This window comes from Archangium gephyra (assembly GCF_049060025.1).
Taxonomy (GTDB): Bacteria; Myxococcota; Myxococcia; order Myxococcales; family Myxococcaceae; genus Archangium; species Archangium gephyra_A.
This window is the reverse complement of the sequence record NZ_JBMEQQ010000002.1, coordinates 4,567,942-4,586,227: the sequence shown is the minus strand read 5'-3', so window position 1 is coordinate 4,586,227 and position 18,286 is coordinate 4,567,942. Positions and strand designations below refer to the sequence as shown.

12 protein-coding genes and 4 pseudogenes are annotated in these 18,286 nt (G+C 70.3%); 12 read left to right on the top strand and 4 right to left on the bottom strand.

Annotated elements, in window-relative coordinates; all coding sequences use genetic code 11:
• Positions 1–144: 144 nt before the first annotated feature.
• The 5 genes and pseudogenes from ligD (at position 145) to ACN28I_RS19945 (ending at position 7,605) form a co-directional block, all read left to right on the top strand.
• Positions 145–2,709, top strand: a complete 2,565-nt coding sequence (ligD, locus tag ACN28I_RS19965; protein WP_420943562.1) for a DNA ligase D — start codon at positions 145–147, stop codon at positions 2,707–2,709.
• A 45-nt stretch (positions 2,710–2,754) separates the two neighbouring features.
• A pseudogene (locus ACN28I_RS19960) lies at positions 2,755–3,363 on the top strand (cyclic nucleotide-binding domain-containing protein); the annotation flags it as partial.
• Between the two features lie 76 nt (positions 3,364–3,439).
• Positions 3,440–3,904 (top strand): Crp/Fnr family transcriptional regulator, encoded by a 465-nt coding sequence (locus ACN28I_RS19955; RefSeq protein WP_420943561.1) that lies wholly within the window; start codon positions 3,440–3,442, stop codon positions 3,902–3,904.
• 154 nt (positions 3,905–4,058) lie between these two features.
• A pseudogene (gene acnA, locus ACN28I_RS19950) lies at positions 4,059–6,792 on the top strand (aconitate hydratase AcnA).
• A 195-nt stretch (positions 6,793–6,987) separates the two neighbouring features.
• Positions 6,988–7,605 carry a TIGR02265 family protein gene (locus ACN28I_RS19945; protein WP_420943560.1) on the top strand — a complete coding sequence of 206 codons (618 nt, stop codon included), beginning with the start codon at positions 6,988–6,990 and terminating at the stop codon, positions 7,603–7,605.
• A 7-nt stretch (positions 7,606–7,612) separates the two neighbouring features.
• On the opposite strand, the gene ACN28I_RS19940 is transcribed toward ACN28I_RS19945, so the two are convergent.
• Both ACN28I_RS19940 and ACN28I_RS19935 read right to left on the bottom strand, forming a co-directional pair.
• Positions 7,613–8,041, bottom strand: coding sequence for a GTP pyrophosphokinase (locus ACN28I_RS19940; RefSeq protein ID WP_420943559.1), 429 nt, complete (start codon positions 8,039–8,041; stop codon positions 7,613–7,615).
• A complete protein-coding gene (locus ACN28I_RS19935; protein ID WP_420943558.1) occupies positions 8,038–8,415 on the bottom strand; it encodes a peptide chain release factor-like protein in 378 nt (125 codons plus the stop codon). Before ACN28I_RS19935 ends, ACN28I_RS19940 begins: the two co-directional genes overlap by 4 nt.
• Positions 8,416–8,683: 268 nt before the next feature.
• Here ACN28I_RS19935 and ACN28I_RS19930 point away from each other — a divergent pair.
• Both ACN28I_RS19930 and ACN28I_RS19925 read left to right on the top strand, forming a co-directional pair.
• A pseudogene (locus ACN28I_RS19930) lies at positions 8,684–11,827 on the top strand (RCC1 repeat-containing protein); the annotation flags it as partial.
• Positions 11,796–12,032, top strand: coding sequence for a hypothetical protein (locus ACN28I_RS19925; protein ID WP_420948674.1), 237 nt, complete (start codon positions 11,796–11,798; stop codon positions 12,030–12,032). The pseudogene ACN28I_RS19930 and the gene ACN28I_RS19925, both read left to right, overlap by 32 nt.
• A 63-nt stretch (positions 12,033–12,095) precedes the next feature.
• Here ACN28I_RS19925 and ACN28I_RS19920 read toward each other — a convergent pair whose 3' ends face one another.
• A complete protein-coding gene (locus ACN28I_RS19920; RefSeq protein WP_420943557.1) occupies positions 12,096–12,494 on the bottom strand; it encodes a GerW family sporulation protein in 399 nt (132 codons plus the stop codon).
• A gap of 253 nt (positions 12,495–12,747) precedes the next feature.
• Between ACN28I_RS19920 and ACN28I_RS19915 the strand changes: the two genes are divergently transcribed.
• The 3 genes and pseudogenes from ACN28I_RS19915 to ACN28I_RS19905 all read left to right on the top strand — a co-directional run.
• Positions 12,748–12,933, top strand: coding sequence for a YceI family protein (locus tag ACN28I_RS19915; protein ID WP_420943556.1), 186 nt, complete (start codon positions 12,748–12,750; stop codon positions 12,931–12,933).
• Positions 12,934–13,085: 152 nt separating this feature from the next.
• Positions 13,086–13,781, top strand: coding sequence for a pirin family protein (locus tag ACN28I_RS19910; RefSeq protein WP_420948673.1), 696 nt, complete (start codon positions 13,086–13,088; stop codon positions 13,779–13,781).
• A gap of 174 nt (positions 13,782–13,955) precedes the next feature.
• Positions 13,956–14,534: pseudogene (locus ACN28I_RS19905) on the top strand (peptide-methionine (S)-S-oxide reductase); the annotation flags it as partial.
• Positions 14,535–14,564: 30 nt separating this feature from the next.
• Here the strand turns inward: ACN28I_RS19905 and ACN28I_RS19900 are convergent.
• On the bottom strand, positions 14,565–16,193 hold the full coding sequence (locus ACN28I_RS19900; RefSeq protein WP_420943555.1) for a M4 family metallopeptidase: 1,629 nt from the start codon (positions 16,191–16,193) through the stop codon (positions 14,565–14,567).
• 275 nt (positions 16,194–16,468) lie between these two features.
• On the opposite strand from ACN28I_RS19900, the gene ACN28I_RS19895 reads away from it, so the two are divergent.
• On the top strand, positions 16,469–16,699 hold the full coding sequence (locus tag ACN28I_RS19895; protein ID WP_420943554.1) for a hypothetical protein: 231 nt from the start codon (positions 16,469–16,471) through the stop codon (positions 16,697–16,699).
• Positions 16,700–17,331: 632 nt separating this feature from the next.
• Positions 17,332–18,252 carry an ADP-ribosylglycohydrolase family protein gene (locus ACN28I_RS19890; protein ID WP_420943553.1) on the top strand — a complete coding sequence of 307 codons (921 nt, stop codon included), beginning with the start codon at positions 17,332–17,334 and terminating at the stop codon, positions 18,250–18,252.
• Positions 18,253–18,286: the final 34 nt, after the last annotated feature.

The following is an 18,286-nucleotide window of genomic DNA, read 5'->3' as shown; positions in this document are numbered from 1 at the left end:
GGTCATCCTGTCAGCTTGACGGGGAAGGTAGAGGAAGCGGGCGGTGGCGTGACCCCCGGATGCCTTTTGCCGGACGGGCCGAGCATGCCGACCCTTGAGGGGATGGCGACCTCGCGACGATCCAAGACTTCCGCTCGTACGCGCTTGGGTACCTACCGCGCCAAGCGTGACTTCTCCCTCACCTCGGAGCCCGCTCCGGAAGTCCCGGCTCCGCGCGGTGAAGGCGGCCCCATCTTCGTGGTGCACAAGCATGACGCCACCCGGCTGCACTACGACCTGCGGCTGGAGATCGACGGCGTGCTGGTGAGCTGGGCCATTCCCAAGGGCCCCAGCTACGACCCGGCCGACAAACGGCTCGCGGTCCAGACCGAGGACCATCCGCTGGCCTACGCCACCTTCGAGGGCCGCATCCCCGATGGTGCCTACGGAGCGGGCGATTCGCTCCTGTGGGAGGAGGGCACCTTCGACACCGTGCCGCCGGGCCAGGCCTCCGAGCAGCTCGCGCGCGGACGGCTGCACGTGGTGCTGCACGGGCAGAAGCTCGAGGGCGGGTGGCACCTCATCCGCACGCGCCCGGTGGGCAAGAAGGCGCAGTGGTTGTGCTTCAAGGCCAAGGATGGCACCGAGCGGCCCGGCTACGACGTCACGGTGGAGCACCCCGAGTCCGTGAAGTCCGGCCAGAGCGCCACCCGCGGGCCCACCCGCCGCACCCGGCGCACCGCCGCCCAGCGAGCCCCGGCCAGACCCGTGCGCGCCTCCCGCCCCTCCCGCGCCAAGGGGAGCGCCCGCACGCCCGAGGCGCTGCTCGGCAAGGTGTGGCCGCCCATGTTGGCCACGCTCGCCCAGGTGGATGCCACCGCCGACGCCGACTGGCGCTTCGAGGTGAAGTACGACGGCTTCCGCGCCATCGCCGCGCTCCAGGGCGGCCGCATCGCCCTGCAATCGCGCAACGGGAATGATCTCTCCTCGCGCTTCCCCACCATCTTCAAGGCCCTGGAGACGCTCGGCGAGCACGAGGCCGTGGTGGACGGAGAGGTCGTCGCCCTGGATCCGAAGGGCCGCTCGCGCTTCCAGTTGCTCGGCAAGGGCGTCGAGGAGCGTTACGTCATTTTCGATCTGCTGTGGCTCGATGGGGAGGACGTCCGCTCCCTGCCGCTGGAGGAGCGCCGGGCGAGGCTGGAGCGGCTGCTCGCGCGGGTGAAGCCTCCGCTGGCCATCGCCGAGCAGGTGGAGGGCAGCGCGAAGCAGTCGCTGGCGCAGGCGAAGCGGCGCGGGTTGGAAGGCGTCATGGCCAAGCGCGTGGGCAGCCCGTACTCCGCGGGCCGCGGCACCGACTGGCTCAAGCTCAAGGTACAGGCCAACCAGGAGGTCGCCATCGTGGGCTTCACGCCCATGGCCAACGAGCGGCCGGAGCTCGGCTCGCTCCTGGTGGCGGTGCGCGAGGGCAACACCTGGCAGTACGCGGGCAAGGTGGGCACGGGTTACTCCTCGAAGGTGCGGCGCGAGTTGCGCACGCGCCTGGCCCGCGACGTGGTGAAGAAGCCTCCCGTGAAGGACGCCCCGTACGTGCGCGACGCCCTGCACAACGAGGAGGCCTTCTGGGTGAAGCCCCGACTCGTGGCCCAGGTGGCCTTCACCGAGTGGACGGAGGATGGCCGGTTGCGCCACCCGTCCTTCCAGGGGCTGCGCACGGACAAGCGTCCCGAGGAGTGTGTGCGGGAGAAGCCGCGCGGCACCCCCGTGCGCGCCACGCGAGGCCCGCACCGGCGCACCGGCACGAAGGCGCGCAAGCAGACGCGGGCCGCGGGCAGGACGGCCGTGGCTCGGAAACAGGCCCCCCGGGCTCCCAGCCCCGTGGCGCCCGTGGTGCTCACCCACGGCGAGCGGGTGCTCTTCCCCAAGAAGGGGTTCACCAAGGCGGACGTGTTCGCCTACTTCCGGGACGTGGCGCCCCTGATGGTGCCGGCGCTCACGGGCCGCCCGCTCACGCTGCAGCAGTGGCCTCGCGGCGTGGACGAGCCCGGCTTCTTCCGCCAGGGAGTGCAGGGCACGCCGGAGTGGCTCACCACCGCGTGCATCCACCACGAGGCCCGCTCCCTCCCCCACGTGGTGGTGGACCGGCCCGAGTCGCTGCTGTGGCTCGCCAACCAGTCCGCCCTCACCCTGCACATCTGGTCGAGCCGCGTGGAGCACCTGAAGGAGCCGGACTGGGTGGTGTTCGACTTGGACCCGGGGCCGGCGGGAACCTTCGACGACCTCATCGAGCTGACCCTCTCGCTGCGGCGCTACCTGGAGGGGCTGGAGCTGGCCAGCGTGCCGAAGACGTCCGGCAAGCGGGGTCTGCACGTGCTGGTGCCGCTCGCTCCCGGGCACACCTACGCGCAGGCCCAGGTGTTCGCGAACAGGGCCTTCGAGGCCCTCGCCGCCGAGCACCCGCGGCTGGCCACCGTCGAGCGCTCCAAGGAGCGGCGCCAGGGCCGGCTGTACCTGGACGCGGGGCAGAACGCCTGGGGCAAGACGGTGGTGGCGCCGTACTCCCTGCGCGCCCTGCCTCATGCGCCCGTGTCCACGCCCCTCGCCTGGTCCGAGGTGACGACGCGGTTGGATCCCACGCGCTTCACCCTCGACACCGTGCGCCGGCGCCTGGACAAGGCCGGCGACCTGTTCGCCCCAGCGTTGGCTGGCGGACAGTCGCTTCCACCCGCATGAGGCCGGCGGAGTGGTAGCGTGCGGCGCCTGAGAGCGTGAGCACGGATGAATGACGGAGCCGACAACCTTCTCCGGCCGCGGGAGCTGGCCGGGCAATTGGCCGCCGGTGGGCGGGTGGATGTAGCCCTGGCCGAGCTGCGGCAGTTGGAGCAGCAGGGCCACCCCGAGGAGGCCGCCGCGGGCTTCGAGGCGCTCGCGAGGGCCTGGGCCCAGGGCAGTCAGTTGCTGCGCGCCATCGTGGCGTGCAAGGAGCTGCTGCGGCTGGAGCCCGGGCACACGCGCACGCAGGCCTTCATCGCCAACCTCTACGCGCGCTACCCGGTGCAGCCCCAGGAGGGCGCGGCGGACCAGGTTTCCGCCGAGCTCGAGCTCCTCCCGGAGCGGGAGGACCCGGTGGCGGTGCCCATCTTCTCCATGCTGTGCCGGGACGCCTTCGTCTCGCTGCTGGAGGCCGTGGAGGTGCGCACGTACGTGTCCGGCCAGCCGGTGATTCGCGAGGGGGACCCGGGCGCGTCCATGTTCTTCATGGTGGAGGGGAAGGGGGACGTCTGGCGGCTGCTGGAGGCCCGGGGGCCGCTGGAGGGGCCGGTGGTGGAGGGCGGCGTCTTCGGAGAGATGTCCCTCATCACCGAGGGGCCCCGGCTGAGCACCGTGATGCCCTCGGTGCCCTCGGTGCTGCTGGAGCTGACGCGGGCGCGGATGGTGGAGCTTCTCCCAGAAGCATCCGCTGGTGGAGCAGGTGGTGCAGGCCTTCTGCCGCAAGCGTGCGGCGGACAACCTCTTGCGCACCCACCCCATCTTCTCTCCGCTGCGCCTGGAGCAGCGGCGGGCGCTGGCCCGGGAATTCCAGCTTCAGCGGGTGGCGGCGGGCACGACGCTGCTCACCGCCGGCGCCATGGGGGATGCCCTCTACCTGCTGTTGCGCGGCCGGTGCACGCCCTACCACGTGCACCCGGACGGCCAGGAGACGCCCTACCCGGTGCTGCGCGAGGGGGACGTCTTCGGGGAGATCTCCCTGCTGATGGACAAGCCGGTGACGGCCATGGTGCGGGCGGATGTCCCCAGTGTGCTGCTGCGGCTGGACCGCTCCGCCTTCGAGAAGCACATCTTCAGCCAGCCCGGCATGCGGGACGCCCTGCTGAAGATTGGCACCGAACGCCTCCAGCGCACGGCCCGGCTGCTCGGGGACCGTTAGCCGGAGGGTTGGGCGGGGGACCCGGACGGCCGGTGAAGTCCTCTCCGACTGTCCGCCCCTGGCAGAGCCCGCAAGATCCTTTTGCAAGCCGCATTCGGCGGGCCTAGAAGACCCGCAGAGTTTTCCAGCGGATGGACGGAAGGACGGCACTCACATGACGGACAGTTTCAAGAGCAAGAGTCAGCTCAAGGTCGGCTCGGCCACTTACGACTTCTACAGCCTCGCCAAGCTGGGCAAGGACCACGCCGCCGTGGCCCGCCTGCCCTTCTCGCTGAAGATCCTGCTCGAGAACCTGCTGCGCCACGAGGATGGCCGCGTGGTGAAGCGCGAGCACGTGGAGAAGATGCTCGCCTGGAACCCCAAGGCCGAGCCGGACACGGAAATCTCCTTCCACCCGGCGCGCGTGCTGCTGCAGGACTTCACCGGCGTGCCCGCGGTGGTGGACCTGGCCGCCATGCGCGAGGCGCTCGCCGCCATGGGGGGAGACCCGGCGAAGATCAACCCGCGCAACCCGGCGGACCTGGTCATCGACCACTCCTTCCAGGTGGACGTGTTCGGCACCACGGATGCCTTCCGCGCCAACGCGGAAGCTCGAGTTCGAGCGCAACCAGGAGCGCTACGCCTTCCTGCGCTGGGGCCAGAACGCGTTCAAGAACTTCCGCGTGGTGCCCCCCGACGTGGGCATCTGCCACCAGGTGAACCTGGAGTACCTGGCCCAGGTGGCCTTCCGTCAGGGCAACGTGGTGTGCCCGGACTCGCTGGTGGGCACCGACAGCCACACCACCATGATCAACGGCCTGGGCGTGGTGGGCTGGGGCGTGGGCGGCATCGAGGCCGAGGCCTCCATGCTCGGCCAGCCCATCACCATGCTGATTCCGCAGGTGGTGGGCTTCAAGCTCACGGGCAAGCTGCCGGCGGGCGCCACCGCGACGGACCTGGTGCTCACCGTCACGCAGATGCTCCGCAAGAAGGGCGTGGTGGGCAAGTTCGTCGAGTTCTATGGCAACGGCCTCCAGAGCCTGTCGCTGCCGGACCGCGCCACCATCGCCAACATGGCGCCCGAGTACGGCGCCACCATCGGCTTCTTCCCGGTGGACGAGGAGAGCCTCAACTACCTGCGCTTCACCGGCCGCCCCGAGGAGCTCGTCTCCCTGGCCGAGGCCTACTTCAAGGAGCAGGGCCTCTTCCACACCGCCAACACCCCGGACCCCGTCTTCAGCGACACGCTGGAGCTGGACCTCTCCACCGTGGTGCCCAGCCTCGCCGGCCCCAAGCGCCCGCAGGACCGCGTCACGCTCAAGGACATGAAGTCCGGCTACGAGAAGTCGCTCGTGGAGATGCTGTCGGCGGGCAAGAGCAAGGGCGAGGACGATGAGGGCGGTGGCAAGGCCAAGGCCCCCGCGGCCCCGGTGCCTCCCGAGCGCCTCAAGCAGACCGTCACCGTGAAGGCCGGCAACCAGAGCTACGAGCTGGGCCACGGCGCCGTCGTCATCGCCTCCATCACCTCGTGCACCAACACCTCCAACCCGGCGGTGCTCCTGGGCGCGGGCCTCCTGGCCAAGAAGGCCGTGGAGCGCGGCATCAACGTGAAGCCCTGGGTGAAGACGAGCCTCGCCCCGGGCAGCCGCGTGGTGACGGACTACCTCAAGGAGGCCGGCCTCATGCCCTACCTGGAGGCGCTCGGCTTCCACGTGGTGGGCTACGGCTGCGCCACCTGCATCGGCAACTCCGGCCCCCTGCCGGACCCCGTCGCCGACGCCGTCACCTCGGGCGACCTCGTGGTGGCCGCGGTGCTCAGCGGCAACCGCAACTTCGAGGGCCGCATCAACCCGCACGTGCGCATGAACTACCTGGCCTCCCCGCCGCTCGTGGTGGCCTACGCGCTCGCCGGTGAGGTGGGCAAGGACCTGGAGAACGAGCCGGTCGGCACCGACCGCAACGGCCAGCCGGTGTACCTCAAGGACATCTGGCCCTCCTCCGAGGAGATCCAGCGCTTCATCAAGTCCGCGGTGAAGCCGGAGCAGTTCCGCAGCCAGTACTCGCGCGCCATGGAGGGCGACCAGCTCTGGCAGCAGCTCCAGTCCGGGGGTGGCAACACGTTCAAGTGGGACCCCAAGTCCACCTACGTGCGCAAGCCCACCTTCCTGGAGAACATCCCGGCCGAGCCCAAGCCCCTCGCGGACATCAAGGCCGCCCGGGTGCTCGCGCTGCTGGGGGACTCCGTCACCACGGACCACATCTCGCCCGCGGGCAACATCGCCAAGACGAGCCCGGCGGCGAAGTACCTCATGGACCAGGGCGTGCAGCCCAAGGACTTCAACTCCTACGGCGCGCGCCGCGGCAACCACGAGGTGATGGTGCGCGGCACCTTCGCCAACATCCGCCTGAAGAACCTGCTGGTGCCCGGCGTGGAGGGTGGCGTCACCGTCCACATCCCCACCCGCGAGCGGATGAGCATCTACGACGCCTCCATGAAGTACCAGCAGGACGGCACCCCGCTGGTGGTGCTGGCCGGCGCCGAGTACGGCACGGGCTCCAGCCGCGACTGGGCCGCCAAGGGCACCGCGATGCTCGGCATCAAGGCCGTCATCGCCAAGAGCTTCGAGCGCATCCACCGCTCCAACCTCATCGGCATGGGCGTGCTGCCCCTGCAGTTCGAGGCGGGCCAGGACGCGCAGAGCCTCGGCCTCACCGGCCAGGAGACGTTCGAAATCACCGGCATCTCCACGGACCTGGCGCCCCAGAAGAAGCTCACCGTGAAGGCCACGGGCGAGGGCGGCACCAAGGAGTTCACCGCGGTGTGCCGCATCGACACGCCCAACGAGCTCGACTACTACCGCCACGGCGGCATCCTGCTCTACGTGATGCGTCAGCTCGCCAAGGCGTAGTCCCGTGTAGGTCTCCCTCTTCCCTTGGGAGACCCGCCCGCTGTCCAGGCGGCCCGGCGTGCCCTTCGCGGCGCGCCGGGCCGTCTGCTTTGGGCCCAAGTGCGGTCGTGGAGCAGTGTCCTTGAATGAACCGTTGTAGTATCCGGGTCCTCTTGGCGCCGCCCCCCCCCGGCCCGAGGCCGCCGGAACACGCGAATGGGTACTGAGTCGACTCCAGACAACGACACCGTGCAGAGCGCGGAGCAGGATCTTCAGCACAGGTTGAGCCTGGCGGGGCCGCAGCACACCACGCGCGGCTTCCTGTTCACCTCCCTGCTGCGGGTGGTCCGGGATCTCGGCGGGGACGAGGCGGTGGTGAAGCGCTGCCTGGCGGCGAGCGGCGAGAAGGCCTTCGTGGAGTTCTTCAACTACCCCACGCGCTCACTGCTGCTGTTGCTCGGCGCCGCGGCCGGGGCGCTGGCGCCCAAGTTGGGCGGCTACGAGGAGGTGCTCCGGCAGATCGGCTTCAAGGCGGGCGCCAGCTACATGGAGACGCCGGTGGGGCGCACGGCGCTGCAGCAGGCCGGAGGCACGCCCCAGCAGTTCATGATCGCCCTGCAGACGCTCTACTGGGTGCTGACGACCTACGGAAAGCCCGCGCTGACGTGGCCCGGAGCCAACCAGGGCGTGCTCACCATCGAGGTCACCTTCATGCCGCTCGCCTACCATGTGGGTGGGGCGCAGGCGATCGCCAAGAAGCTGGGCGTGAAGAACGTGAACGTCACCGCGCGCAAGACGGGGGACCTGAGCATCGCGCTGGAGGTCACCTGGTAGCGGGGCGTCACGCCTCTTGCAGCCGGGCCCAGGCGGCGCGGTAGCGGGCCAGGCGCTCCGCGTCCTTCGCCGTGACGGCCGGCAGCCGCCGCACGTCCATGTTGTCCTCCAGGTCCGCGCGCTTCACCCGGCGCGCGAGCGGATGGGGGAGGAGGCGCTCGATGAAGGCCTCGTACGTCTCGCCCTCGCGCTTCGTCAGGCAGTCCAGCGCGCCCAGCACCTGCTCGGGGTAGCCGAGCCCGCGCAGCCGCTCCAGCGTCCAGGGCGAGTCCTCCACCACGTCGTGCAGGACGGCCACCATCCGCTCCGTCTCCGTCTCCAGGCGCATCATCACCCGCAGGGGGTGGAGGATGTACGTCTGGCCGGCCTTGTCGCGCTGGCCCCGGTGGGCCTCCACGGCCAGGGCGATGGCGTCCTCCAGGGTAGGTCCGCTCACCACAGCCCCTTCTTGCTGCGCTGGGCCTTCTTCTCGCCCTCGCGCTTCTTGGTGTCCAGACGACGCCGCTGGGAGCCCTTGGTGGGCTTCGTCTTGTGGCGCTTCTTGGGCACGTAGGTGAGGGCCTTGAGGCCCTCGCGCAGGCGCTCGAGCGCGGCGCCCTTGTTCTGCGACTGGCTGCGGCGCTCGGTACCGGTGACGGACAGGCCGGTGGGGGGGTGGGTCAACCGTACGCCACTGGCGGTGGTGTTGCGGTGCTGGCCGCCCGGGCCCGAGGCGATGAAGAACTCCACCTCGCAGGCGCGGAGCAGGGTGTCGTCATCCAAGGCGAGCGCTTCCAGCGCGGCCTGGCGGCGGGAGGGTTCGACGGTCATGGGGGCCTCAACGTAGTCGCAAGGGGTGGCTTCTGCACCCGGCGCCTGACGGGGCAGGTGGGATGGGCCTGACTTCGCGGAGGGTGTGGATGACGCGCCGCTCTATATCCGGGGAGCCCCTGGGACACTGGAGACACCCGGAGAGTCGTGTGTCACCCAGTTGCTTATAAGTCGGGGTTGTCTGCATATGAGTGTGCTCAGTGCCTGACTGGCGGAGTCAGGACATGGGGCGTCGAGCCCTGGGTCGGAGCGCGGGGGGGCTGTGTGGATGACGCAAGCCTTGCCTCGAAGTCCGTCGTTGCCGAGGCACGAACGAGAGGGATGCATGAGGGTAAGCACCTTGTCGAGGAGCCTGTCGGTGACGCTCCTCCTGGCCGTGACCGCGCTGGTGGTGGGATGTAGGGGAAGAGAAGGGGAGGACGATGGCGGGCTGAGCCGGCAGCGGGCGCCCGTCATCATCGTGCAAGGCATGCCCTACCGCCTGGCGGCGGGGTTGGGTCACTCGCTGTATGTGACGCCGACCGGCACGGTGTGGAGCTGGGGCAACAACGCCCAGGGGCAGCTCGGGGATGGCACCACCGCGCAGCGCCTGAATCCGGGGCAGGTGGCGGGGCTGACGGGCATGACGGCCGTGGCGGCCGGCAACAACCACTCGCTGGCCCTGGCCGAGGACGGCACGGTGTGGGCGTGGGGCGGCAATGGGGACGGCCAGGTCGGTGATGGCACCACCACGGCGCGTCCGTTGCCGGTGCAACTGCTGGGACTGTCGGGAGTGACGGCCATCTCCGCCGGCAACCTCCACTCGCTGATGCTGAAGTCGGATGGCACGGTGTGGGCGTGGGGGAACAACGCCTTCGGCCAGTTGGGGGAGGGCACCACCACGAGCCGCTCCGTCCCGACGCAGGTGCCGGGGTTGACGGAGGTGACGGCCATCTCCGCCGGGGACTCCCACTCCATGGCCCTGCGCGCGGACGGCACGGTGTGGGCCTGGGGCATCAACTCCTCCGGCCAGTTGGGGGATGGCACCACCAGCCAGCGCTCCATGCCGGTGCAGGTGTCCGGTCTCACGCGCATCGTGTCCATCGCCGGGGGCAATGCCCACGCGGTGGCGGCCGACGCCGACGGTCAGGTGTGGGCCTGGGGGGACAACTCCCGGGGCCAGCTCGGAGACGAGGGGACGGCCCCGTCCACCACGCCCGTGCTGGTGCACGGCCTGGCGAGCATCGTGGCCGTGGCCAGCGGGAGCCACCACTCCGTGGCCCGGCACATCGACGGCTCCGTCTTCGTGTGGGGTGACAACACCCAGGGACAGGCGGGCCAGAGCCTTCCCGGCCCGCTGCGCCTGCCGAAGCGGGTGCCCGACGTCATCAACGTGCAGGCCATTGCCTGTGGCAACTCCTACGTGCTGACGGGGCGCAGTGACGCCACCGTCCAGGGCTGGGGCGCCAACGCCTTTGGCCAGTTGGGCAATGGCAGCGCGAGCTGGCGCCCCGTTCCGGGCCTGGTGGGAGCGCTCTCCGGCATCTCCGCCATCGCCGCCGGGGACGTGCATGCGCTCGCCCTGCGGCCGGACGGGACGGTGTGGGCGTGGGGGGACAGCACCCAGGGGCAGCTCGGGGATGGCACCTTCTCCGTGCGTCCGCTGCCGGTGCAGCTCCCGGGGCTGTCGGGCGTGACGGCCATCTCCGTGTCCAGCTTCCACTCGCTGGCGGTGAAGTCGGATGGCACGGCGTGGGCCTGGGGTGACAACACCTACGGCCAGCTCGGGGATACGCCGGGGGGCAAGCGTCCCACGCCGGCCCAGGTGCCGGGGGTGGCGGACGTCACGGCCCTCGCCGCGGGCGGCTACCACTCGCTGGCGCTGAAGACGGATGGCACCGCGTGGGCCTGGGGCGACAACACCTATGGCCAGCTCGGCGATGGCACCACCTCCTTCACCGCGCGCACCCCGGCCCAGCAGGTGACGTCGCTCACGGGCGTCACCCGCGTGGCCGCCGGCCTCTTCCACTCGCTGGCGCTGAAGGCGGACGGCACGGTGTGGGCCTGGGGCGAGAACACCTACGGCCAGCTCGGGGATGGCACCACCACCGCGCGCAGTCTCCCCGTGCAGGTGCTGGGGCTCTCCAACGTCGTCTCCATCGAGGCCGGGCCCTACCACTCGGCGGCGCTGCTCGGGGACGGCACGGTGTGGACGTGGGGGGACAACTTCTACGGCCAGCTCGGGGATGGCACCCTCAACCCCCGCTCCCTGCCGGCCCAGGTCACGGGCCTCTCGGGCTCCATCTCGGCCCTCTCCTCCCGTGGCGGCCACATGCTGGCCCTGCGCACCGACGGCCAGCTCTTCACGTGGGGACGCAATGCGACGGGCCAGCTCGGCGTGGGGACCCACAGCGCGGTGACCACCCCGGTGCGGGTGCCGGGCTTCTCGCGCGTCACGGCCGCTTCGGCCGGTGGCCGGATGTCCGTCGCGCTGCGCGAGGACGGCTCGGTGTGGGCCTGGGGCGACAACACCTACGGCCAGCTCGGCAATGGGGCCACCAGTGCGTACCCATTCCCCGTGGGGATGCGGGGCAATCCGCCCCCCGCGCGGCTCTCCGCGGGCAACGGCCACTCCCTCTACGCGCGCAACCATGGCGCCGTGTTGAGCTGGGGCAACAACAGCGACGGGCAGCTCGGCATCGAGGACGCCGTCTTCAGTGAGACGCCCTTCGAGCTGGCGGAGCCCCGCTGCGTCGAGGTCGTGTCGGCGGGCGCCTTCTACTCGCTGGCGCTGCGCTGCGATGGGACGGTGTGGGCTTGGGGTGACAACGCCTCCGGCCAGCTCGGGGACGGCACCACCACCTCGCACACCGCTCCGGCGCGGGTGCCGGGACTCACCAACGTCGTGGCCATCTGGGCGGGTTCCCACCATGCCCTGGCGGTGCGCGTCGATGGGACGGTGTGGGCCTGGGGTGACAACACCACCGGCCAGCTCGGGGATGGCACCACCACCTCGCGCACCACTCCGGTGCAGGTGCTGGGACTCCTCGGCGTCAGGGCCGTCGCGGGTGGCTCCGGCCACTCCCTGGCCCTGCTGGACGATGGGACGGTGTGGGCCTGGGGCGACAACACCTCCGGCCAGCTCGGGGATGGCACCACCACCTCGAGCTCCCTCCCGGTGCTCGTCCCGGCGCTCACGGGCATCGAGGCCCTCGCCGCCGGTGGCGCGCACTCGCTGGCGCTGAAGCCGGACGGCACGGCGTGGGCCTGGGGTGCCAACACCACCGGCCAGCTCGGGGATGGCACCACCACCTCGCGCACCACTCCGGTGCAGGTGCAGGGCCTCGAGAACGTCACGGCCCTCGCGGCCGGCCAGGCGCACTCCCTGGCCCTGCTGGGCAATGGGACGGTGTGGGCCTGGGGCGACAACACCTACGGCCAGCTCGGGGATGGCACCGCCACGCCCAGCTCCCTGGCCTTCCAGGTGCCGGAAGCTCGCGGACGCCACGGTCATCGCCGCGGGCACCTCCCACTCCCTGGCGCTGAAGTCGGACGGCCTCATCAGCACCTGGGGCGGCAACGATTACGGGCAGCTCGGGGATGGCACCGCGGGCTACCGCGTCATCGAGCAGGACTGACGGCCACCGGAGTCCCTCGCGCGGCCCACCCGAAGCCAGGGGATGGGCCGCGCCCCCCGCGCCTCACCGCGCGAAACGCTTGCGGTGCAGGGGCTTGCCCTCCTGGAAGAGGGAGTGCGCGAGCCGCTGGCCGAACGTCAGCAGGACGATGCCCATCAGCACCTGGGCGCCGAGGATGATGCGGTTGACGTCCACCGCCGGCATCCAGCGCACCTTCCCATTGCGCAGGACGAAGGCTCCGGCGGGCCGGGCGTTCAGGCCGAAGCCGCTGCCGTAGCCCTTGCCGGTGCTCTCGGCCCCCTGCGTGCCCTCGGCGGGGCCTTCGCCGCCGCCTCCTCCTCCGCCACCCGTGACCCGGGCCGCGGGGACCAGTGTCACCTCGCCCTGCTGGATGGGATCTCCGAAGACGCGCCGGACATTGAAGGAGTCGCGGGCCCTGTCGATGACCTCGTTGACATCCATGGTGTCTACCCCCCGTGCTCGAGCTTCTCCCGGATGAGGTAGGCACCGGCGTGGGGCTCAACACCGGGCGCTCGCCCGAAGGCCCCGGAGGCCCCGGAGGGCCGGGCGGGCGGCCCCCGGATGGAAGGGGAGGCGCTCTCCCGATGATAGGTGCTCCCTCTCATTTTGAGAGCTTTGGTCTCCGATGGGAGGCCGCTGCCCATGTGATTCCAGGGGCTTGCGCGTTGGCGCGAGGGTTGCTCCAACGACTTCCATGGCCATCGAGACCTGGCGCATCGACACCACCCACTCCTCCATCGGCTTCACCGTGCGGCACATGGTGGTGGCGCGGGTGCACGGCCGCTTCACCCGCTACGAGGGGCGGCTGTTCATGAACGGCGACCTGCTCAAGGCGCAGGCGGAGCTGAAGAAGGCGGTGGCGGGGGAGAAGGCGGCGTGAGGCGAGGGCCTGGCCGGAAGCTCAGCCGGCGTCAGGTGGCTGGCGGGCTGGTGGCCGGAGTGACGGGCCTGATGGGCGTGACGCGGCTCGCCCGCGGCGAATCGCCACCGGGCCCTGGTGCATCCAAACGGATTGGAGACAAGGAGTACCCCATGATGATCGTTCGACCTTCTGAAGCACGCGGCCATGCGAACCACGGGTGGCTGGATTCGCACCACACCTTCTCGTTCTCGGACTACTACGACCCGAGCTTCATGGGCTTCCGCGCGCTGCGCGTCATCAACGAGGACCGGGTGGCGGCGCGCAGTGGCTTCGGCACGCACCCGCACCGGGACATGGAGATCATCACCTACGTGCTCTCGGGGGAGATCGAGCACCGCGACAGCATGGGCACGGTGGGATTGCTGCGGGCGGGAGACCTTCAGCGGATGACGGCGGGCACGGGCGTGCTGCACAGCGAGAAGAACCACACGAACCAGGAGCTGCACTTCCTGCAGATCTGGATCCTCCCCGAGCGCAAGGGCCTGACGCCGAGCTACGAGCAGAAGGCGTTCACGGAAGAGGAGCGCCAGGGCCGCTTCCGGCTGGTGGTGTCGCCGGAGGGCAAGGACGGGGCGCTGAAGGTGCACCAGGACCTGCGGCTGTACAGCACGCTGTTGGGCAAGGGCGAGCAGGCGGAGTACGCGCTGGCTCCGAACCGGCACGCCTGGTTGCAGGTGGCGCGCGGCACGGGCACGCTCAATGGCGTGGAACTGAAGGCCGGGGACGGGGTGGCCGTGTCCGACGAGTCGCGGTTGGTGCTCTCGGCGACAGAGCCGCTGGAGGCGCTGCTCTTCGACCTGGCGTGAGCCGGGAAGAGACGTCACGTTGGGCTGGGTTCATTCTTGGAAGCAGGTGGAGGAAACGCCATGAAGCCATCGCAGCACGCCGAAGCTCCCGCCTCCCGGTTCCTGGCCGTGGATGCGATGGCACCTGCCCGCGTGGAGACGGCCACCTTCTCGTTGGGTTGATTCTGGGGCCCTGACGCCCGGTTCGGGCGTCTCCCTGGAGTGCTCCGGACCCGTGTGGGCTACACCGGCGGCGGCCAGCCGGACCCGACGTACCATCAGCTCGGGGATCACACGGAGTCCTTCCAGCTCGACTACGACCCGGCGTGCATCTCGTACGAGACGCTGCTGGGCTGGTTCTGGAAGGAGGCCGACCCCACCGAGCGCCCCTACAGCCGCCAGTACATGGCGGCCGTGTTCTACGCGGACGAGTCGCAGAAACGGCTGGCGCTCGCGACGGCGAGGCAGGCCATGGCGGGGAGGAGCGGACCCATGCTCCTGCCCGTCCTGCCGCTGGCCACGTTCCACCGGGCCGAGGACTACCACCAGAAGTACTACCTGCGCCGCTACACGGACCTCATGCGGGAATTCAGCGGCTACGGCGAGCGCGAATTCGAGGACTCCACCGTGGCGATGTGGCTCAACGCCTGCGTGGGCGGCTACTTGAAGCGGGAGGAGCTGGAGGCCGGGCTCGAACGCCTCGGGTTGCCGGAGGCCGAGCGCCAGCGGGTGCTGAGGCTCGGCCTGGCGGCCCTGGCGCACCGCCGCCGGTGAGTCCGGACGCGGGTTCGATTCCCGCCCGGCTCAGTTCACGCTCACCGCGGACCAGGCAGCGGCCACGGCGCTGACCTCGGGGCTGCCCGCGCCATGGAGGTCCGACGCGGCATTGAGGGTGGCCGCGCGCGCCCCCGCGTAGTTGGTGGACGAGGTCATGTACACCGTGAGGGCGCGGTACCAGATCTTCCCGGCCTTGAGCCGGCCGATGCCCCCGTGCGACGAGCCATCGCAGGTGGGGCTGGCCGGGCCACTGGCGGGGTTGGAGCCCTCGGCCAGCAGGTAGAAGAAGTGGTTGGCCACGCCGCTGGAGTAGTGCACGTCGAGCGACGCGAGGCTGGGGGACCAGCAGTCCGGCGACTTGCCGTCCAGGGAGGGCTGGTGCATGTAGCGCAGCGCGTCCCCCGGCGTGCCCGGGGTGTAGATGGTCTCGCCGATGAGGTAGTCGCCCGGGTCCCGCGAGGTGTTGGCGTAGTACTCCACCAGGGAGCCGAAGATGTCGCTGGTGGCCTCGTTGAGCCCGCCGGACTCACCCTCGTACGTGAGGCCCGCCGTCTGGCTGGTGATGCCGTGGGTCATCTCGTGGCCCGCGACGTCCAGCGAGGTGAGCGGGGCGAGGATGCTGCCGTCCCCATCGCCATACGTCATGCAGAAGCAGAGGTCGTACCAGAAGGCGTTGTTGTACTTGTCGCCGTAGTGCACGCGGCTGTAGCCCATGCGGCCCGCGCCATCGATGCCGTCGCGGCCATGGACCGCGCGGTAATAGTCATACGTCGTCTGCTGGCCGAAGTGCGCATCCACCGCGGCGGACTGGCGGTTGCCCGGCGTGCCATCTCCCCAGACATTGTCGGCGTCAGTGAAGACGGTACCGGGCAGCAGGAGCGGGGGCAGTGGAAGCGTGTCGCCCACGATCGGAACCGAGCCGAGGTTGTTCATGTCCGTCGTGTAGAAGCCCCCACCGCGCGTCGTGTCGCGCAGCGCATAGCCTCCGAGCAGCGCGGAATCCGTGTGGAGGGACACCTGCCCCGAGTAGAGCGACTGGCCCGAGCCCACCGCCGCGGTCGTGTGGACGGCATCCCACTTGCCCCGGATGGCGCCCGTGGTGGCATCCACCAGCACGTGCAGCTCGGAGGGCGTCTGGTCCGGCTGGTAGCCGTCGAGCACCACCTCGTAGGCGAGCGCGGGCTCGTGGCCCTGGCGCGCGTCCACCACCAGCTTCGCGGTGCGCGGCCCACTCAGGCGCCCGACGAAGGCCGACCGGGCGCGCAGGGCGGCCCCGGACGCATCCAGCGTGGGACGGCTCGCCACGGACGCGAGCGAGGGCTGGCCCGCCAGACTGAAGCCGCGTGCGTCCGCGCCCCCGCGCTGGTGGACGACCAGATCACCGCCGATGACGCGCAGGCCCTGCCAGGTCCGCTCGAGCCGGACATGCTCCGTGCCGTCGTCATCCACCAGCACCGCGCGCGTGGACAGCGCCTCGGGAGCCGTCACCCCCAGCTTCGCGCCTTCGCGCAGCACGCGCGAGACCGCGCGCTCGACGGCCGCCGTGCGCTCCGGGCCCGCGGCCAGTTCGCGCGTGGAGGTGACACGCGTGCTCTCCGAATCGCCACAGCCCCACAGGGTCAACGTGACGAGTGTCGCGGGAAGGATACGCTTCATCGGATTCACTCCTGGAATGAAGGGCAAGAGCCCTCGAACACACCAAAACAGGACACGCTGAATATTGGTGCCAAGGAGCAATCCTGGATCGTGCGGGTATTTTTTCCGCAGCCGAGGAGCAATGTGAGTGTTTGCTCTGTCCTCCTATTCCTGCCAAGGGGCCTCCCTCCACTCCCCCGTCAAGGGCCCGGCTTGACGGATGACCCTCGCTCATTTGTTCGGTGACCCAGGGTCATCAAGTGTCGCGGGGGAGCACCGTGACGAGAGGGTGGGTCATGGGAATGCAGGAGCAGATGGTGGGCTGCTTCGCAGCGGAGAAGGCGGAGAGCTGGCTGTTCATCCTCGTGGGAGTGGGGCTGGTGATGCAGGCCTCGCTGATGCTGGTACTGGACCTGTTCGCCGAGAAGCGGGGGGACGAGTACCTGCTGGCGCTCCGTGCGCTGCCCACCGCGAGCGCCCCCGCGGCCGGCGAGGCGCCGGGGCAGGCGGCGGAAGGGCCGCGCTGAGCCGGCCCCGGTGCCCTTGCGCTACGCTGGGCCGGTGAGCTCCCCGCTCGCCGCCCCGTGTGGATGACGATCCGGGCATCCTCCAGGGCCCGTGGGGCCTGCTCTCCGAGGAGGGCTTCTGGCTGAGGCGCACGGCGGCTGCTTCAGTGCCAGGCGGTAGGTGACCTGCACGGCAAGAGATGCATCGGCCCGCGCGTCACTGGTTTCAGGAATCACTTTCCGCCAGCGCTTATATGCCTTGGTGCCATCGACGAACTGAAAATCAGACATCCCCTGCCACACACCTGGCAAGCATCCAGGACCGCTCCAGTCCAACAGCGACTCCAACGCCCCCCGTGCCCACCAGCACCGCCGGTTGCAACCGCTCGGCGTCCCGCTGGCCACCGTGCAGCGCATCCTGCGCCACTCCGACTTGGCCATTACCTCGGAGGTGTACGGCCACCTCGACGGGAGGACATGCGCAAGGGCCTCGATCTGCTCGACTTCACGGTGCCCGAGCCAACCACCCTGGCCGAGTAGTTCCCACTGTCGTTGAAGGGGCCGGGAACGGTGCTACCGCCCCGTCCATGAAGTCTCCTCCGGGGTTCGTGTTGACTTGACACTTACATGCCGGGTGTCGGAGAACGGGGAGCATGACGACGCCCGGAAAGTCCGCTGACCTCGCCACGCGCCGGGAGCGCGCCCGCCTCTCGCTGGAAGGACTGTCGGTGGGAGACGCGTTCGGGGAGTGCTTCTTCGTGTCCCCAGCCGTCGCCCAGACGATGGTGGAGGAGCGGGCCCTGCCGCGCGAGCCGTGGCGCTATACGGACGACACGGAGATGGCGCTCGCCATCGTGCGCGTGCTGGAGGAGCAGGGGCGCATCGACCAGGACGCGCTGGCGCGGCTGTTCGGCCAGCGCTACCGGAGGAACCCACGCCGGGGCTACGGCGCCACCGCGCACGACATCCTGCAGAAGATCCACCTGGGACTGCCCTGGCGAGAGGTGTCTTCCGAGGTCTTCGAGGGCACGGGCTCCATGGGCAACGGTGGGGCCATGCGCGCGGCGCCGCTGGGAGCCTGGTTCGCGGAGGACCTGGGACGGGTGGTGTCCGAGGCGCGGGCCTCGGCGGAGGTGACGCACTTCCACCCGGAGGGACAGGCAGGGGCCATCGCCATCGCCGTGGCGGCCGCGTGGGCGCACCGATGGCGGGAGACACGCCCGCCCGCGCGCCAGCTCTTCGAGGCCGTCCTGGACCACACGCCCCCGGGTGAGACCCGGGCGGGACTGGAGAAGGCGCGCGAGTGGCCGCTCGAGGCGACGCCCACGTCCGCGGCCCGGGCGCTGGGCAGCGGGCAGCGCGTCCTCTCCCAGGACACCGTGCCCTTCTCGGTGTGGTGCGCGGCCCGGCACCTGGACAGCTATGAGGAGGCGCTCTGGAGCACGGTGGCGGGGATGGGGGACCGCGATACCACCTGCGCCATCGTGGGCGGCATCGTGGCACTGAGTGCGGGGCGCGAGTCCATCCCCCGGGTGTGGCTCTCGGCGCGCGAGCCGCTCGACGCGGCCTGGTGACGTGAAGTCTCCAGCGGCGGGTCCGATCGTGCTC

Coding starts and splice junctions, on each gene's coding strand:
- ACN28I_RS19945 (WP_420943560.1), top strand. CDS start 6,988: ATGGGTACTGAGTCGACTCCAGACAACGACACCGTGCAGAGCGCGGAG.
- ACN28I_RS19935 (WP_420943558.1), bottom strand. CDS start 8,415: ATGACCGTCGAACCCTCCCGCCGCCAGGCCGCGCTGGAAGCGCTCGCC.
- ACN28I_RS19925 (WP_420948674.1), top strand. CDS start 11,796: ATGGGACGGTGTGGGCCTGGGGCGACAACACCTACGGCCAGCTCGGGG.
- ACN28I_RS19920 (WP_420943557.1), bottom strand. CDS start 12,494: ATGGATGTCAACGAGGTCATCGACAGGGCCCGCGACTCCTTCAATGTC.
- ACN28I_RS19915 (WP_420943556.1), top strand. CDS start 12,748: ATGGCCATCGAGACCTGGCGCATCGACACCACCCACTCCTCCATCGGC.
- ACN28I_RS19910 (WP_420948673.1), top strand. CDS start 13,086: ATGATGATCGTTCGACCTTCTGAAGCACGCGGCCATGCGAACCACGGG.
- ACN28I_RS19900 (WP_420943555.1), bottom strand. CDS start 16,193: ATGAAGCGTATCCTTCCCGCGACACTCGTCACGTTGACCCTGTGGGGC.
- ACN28I_RS19895 (WP_420943554.1), top strand. CDS start 16,469: ATGGGAATGCAGGAGCAGATGGTGGGCTGCTTCGCAGCGGAGAAGGCG.
- ACN28I_RS19890 (WP_420943553.1), top strand. CDS start 17,332: ATGACGACGCCCGGAAAGTCCGCTGACCTCGCCACGCGCCGGGAGCGC.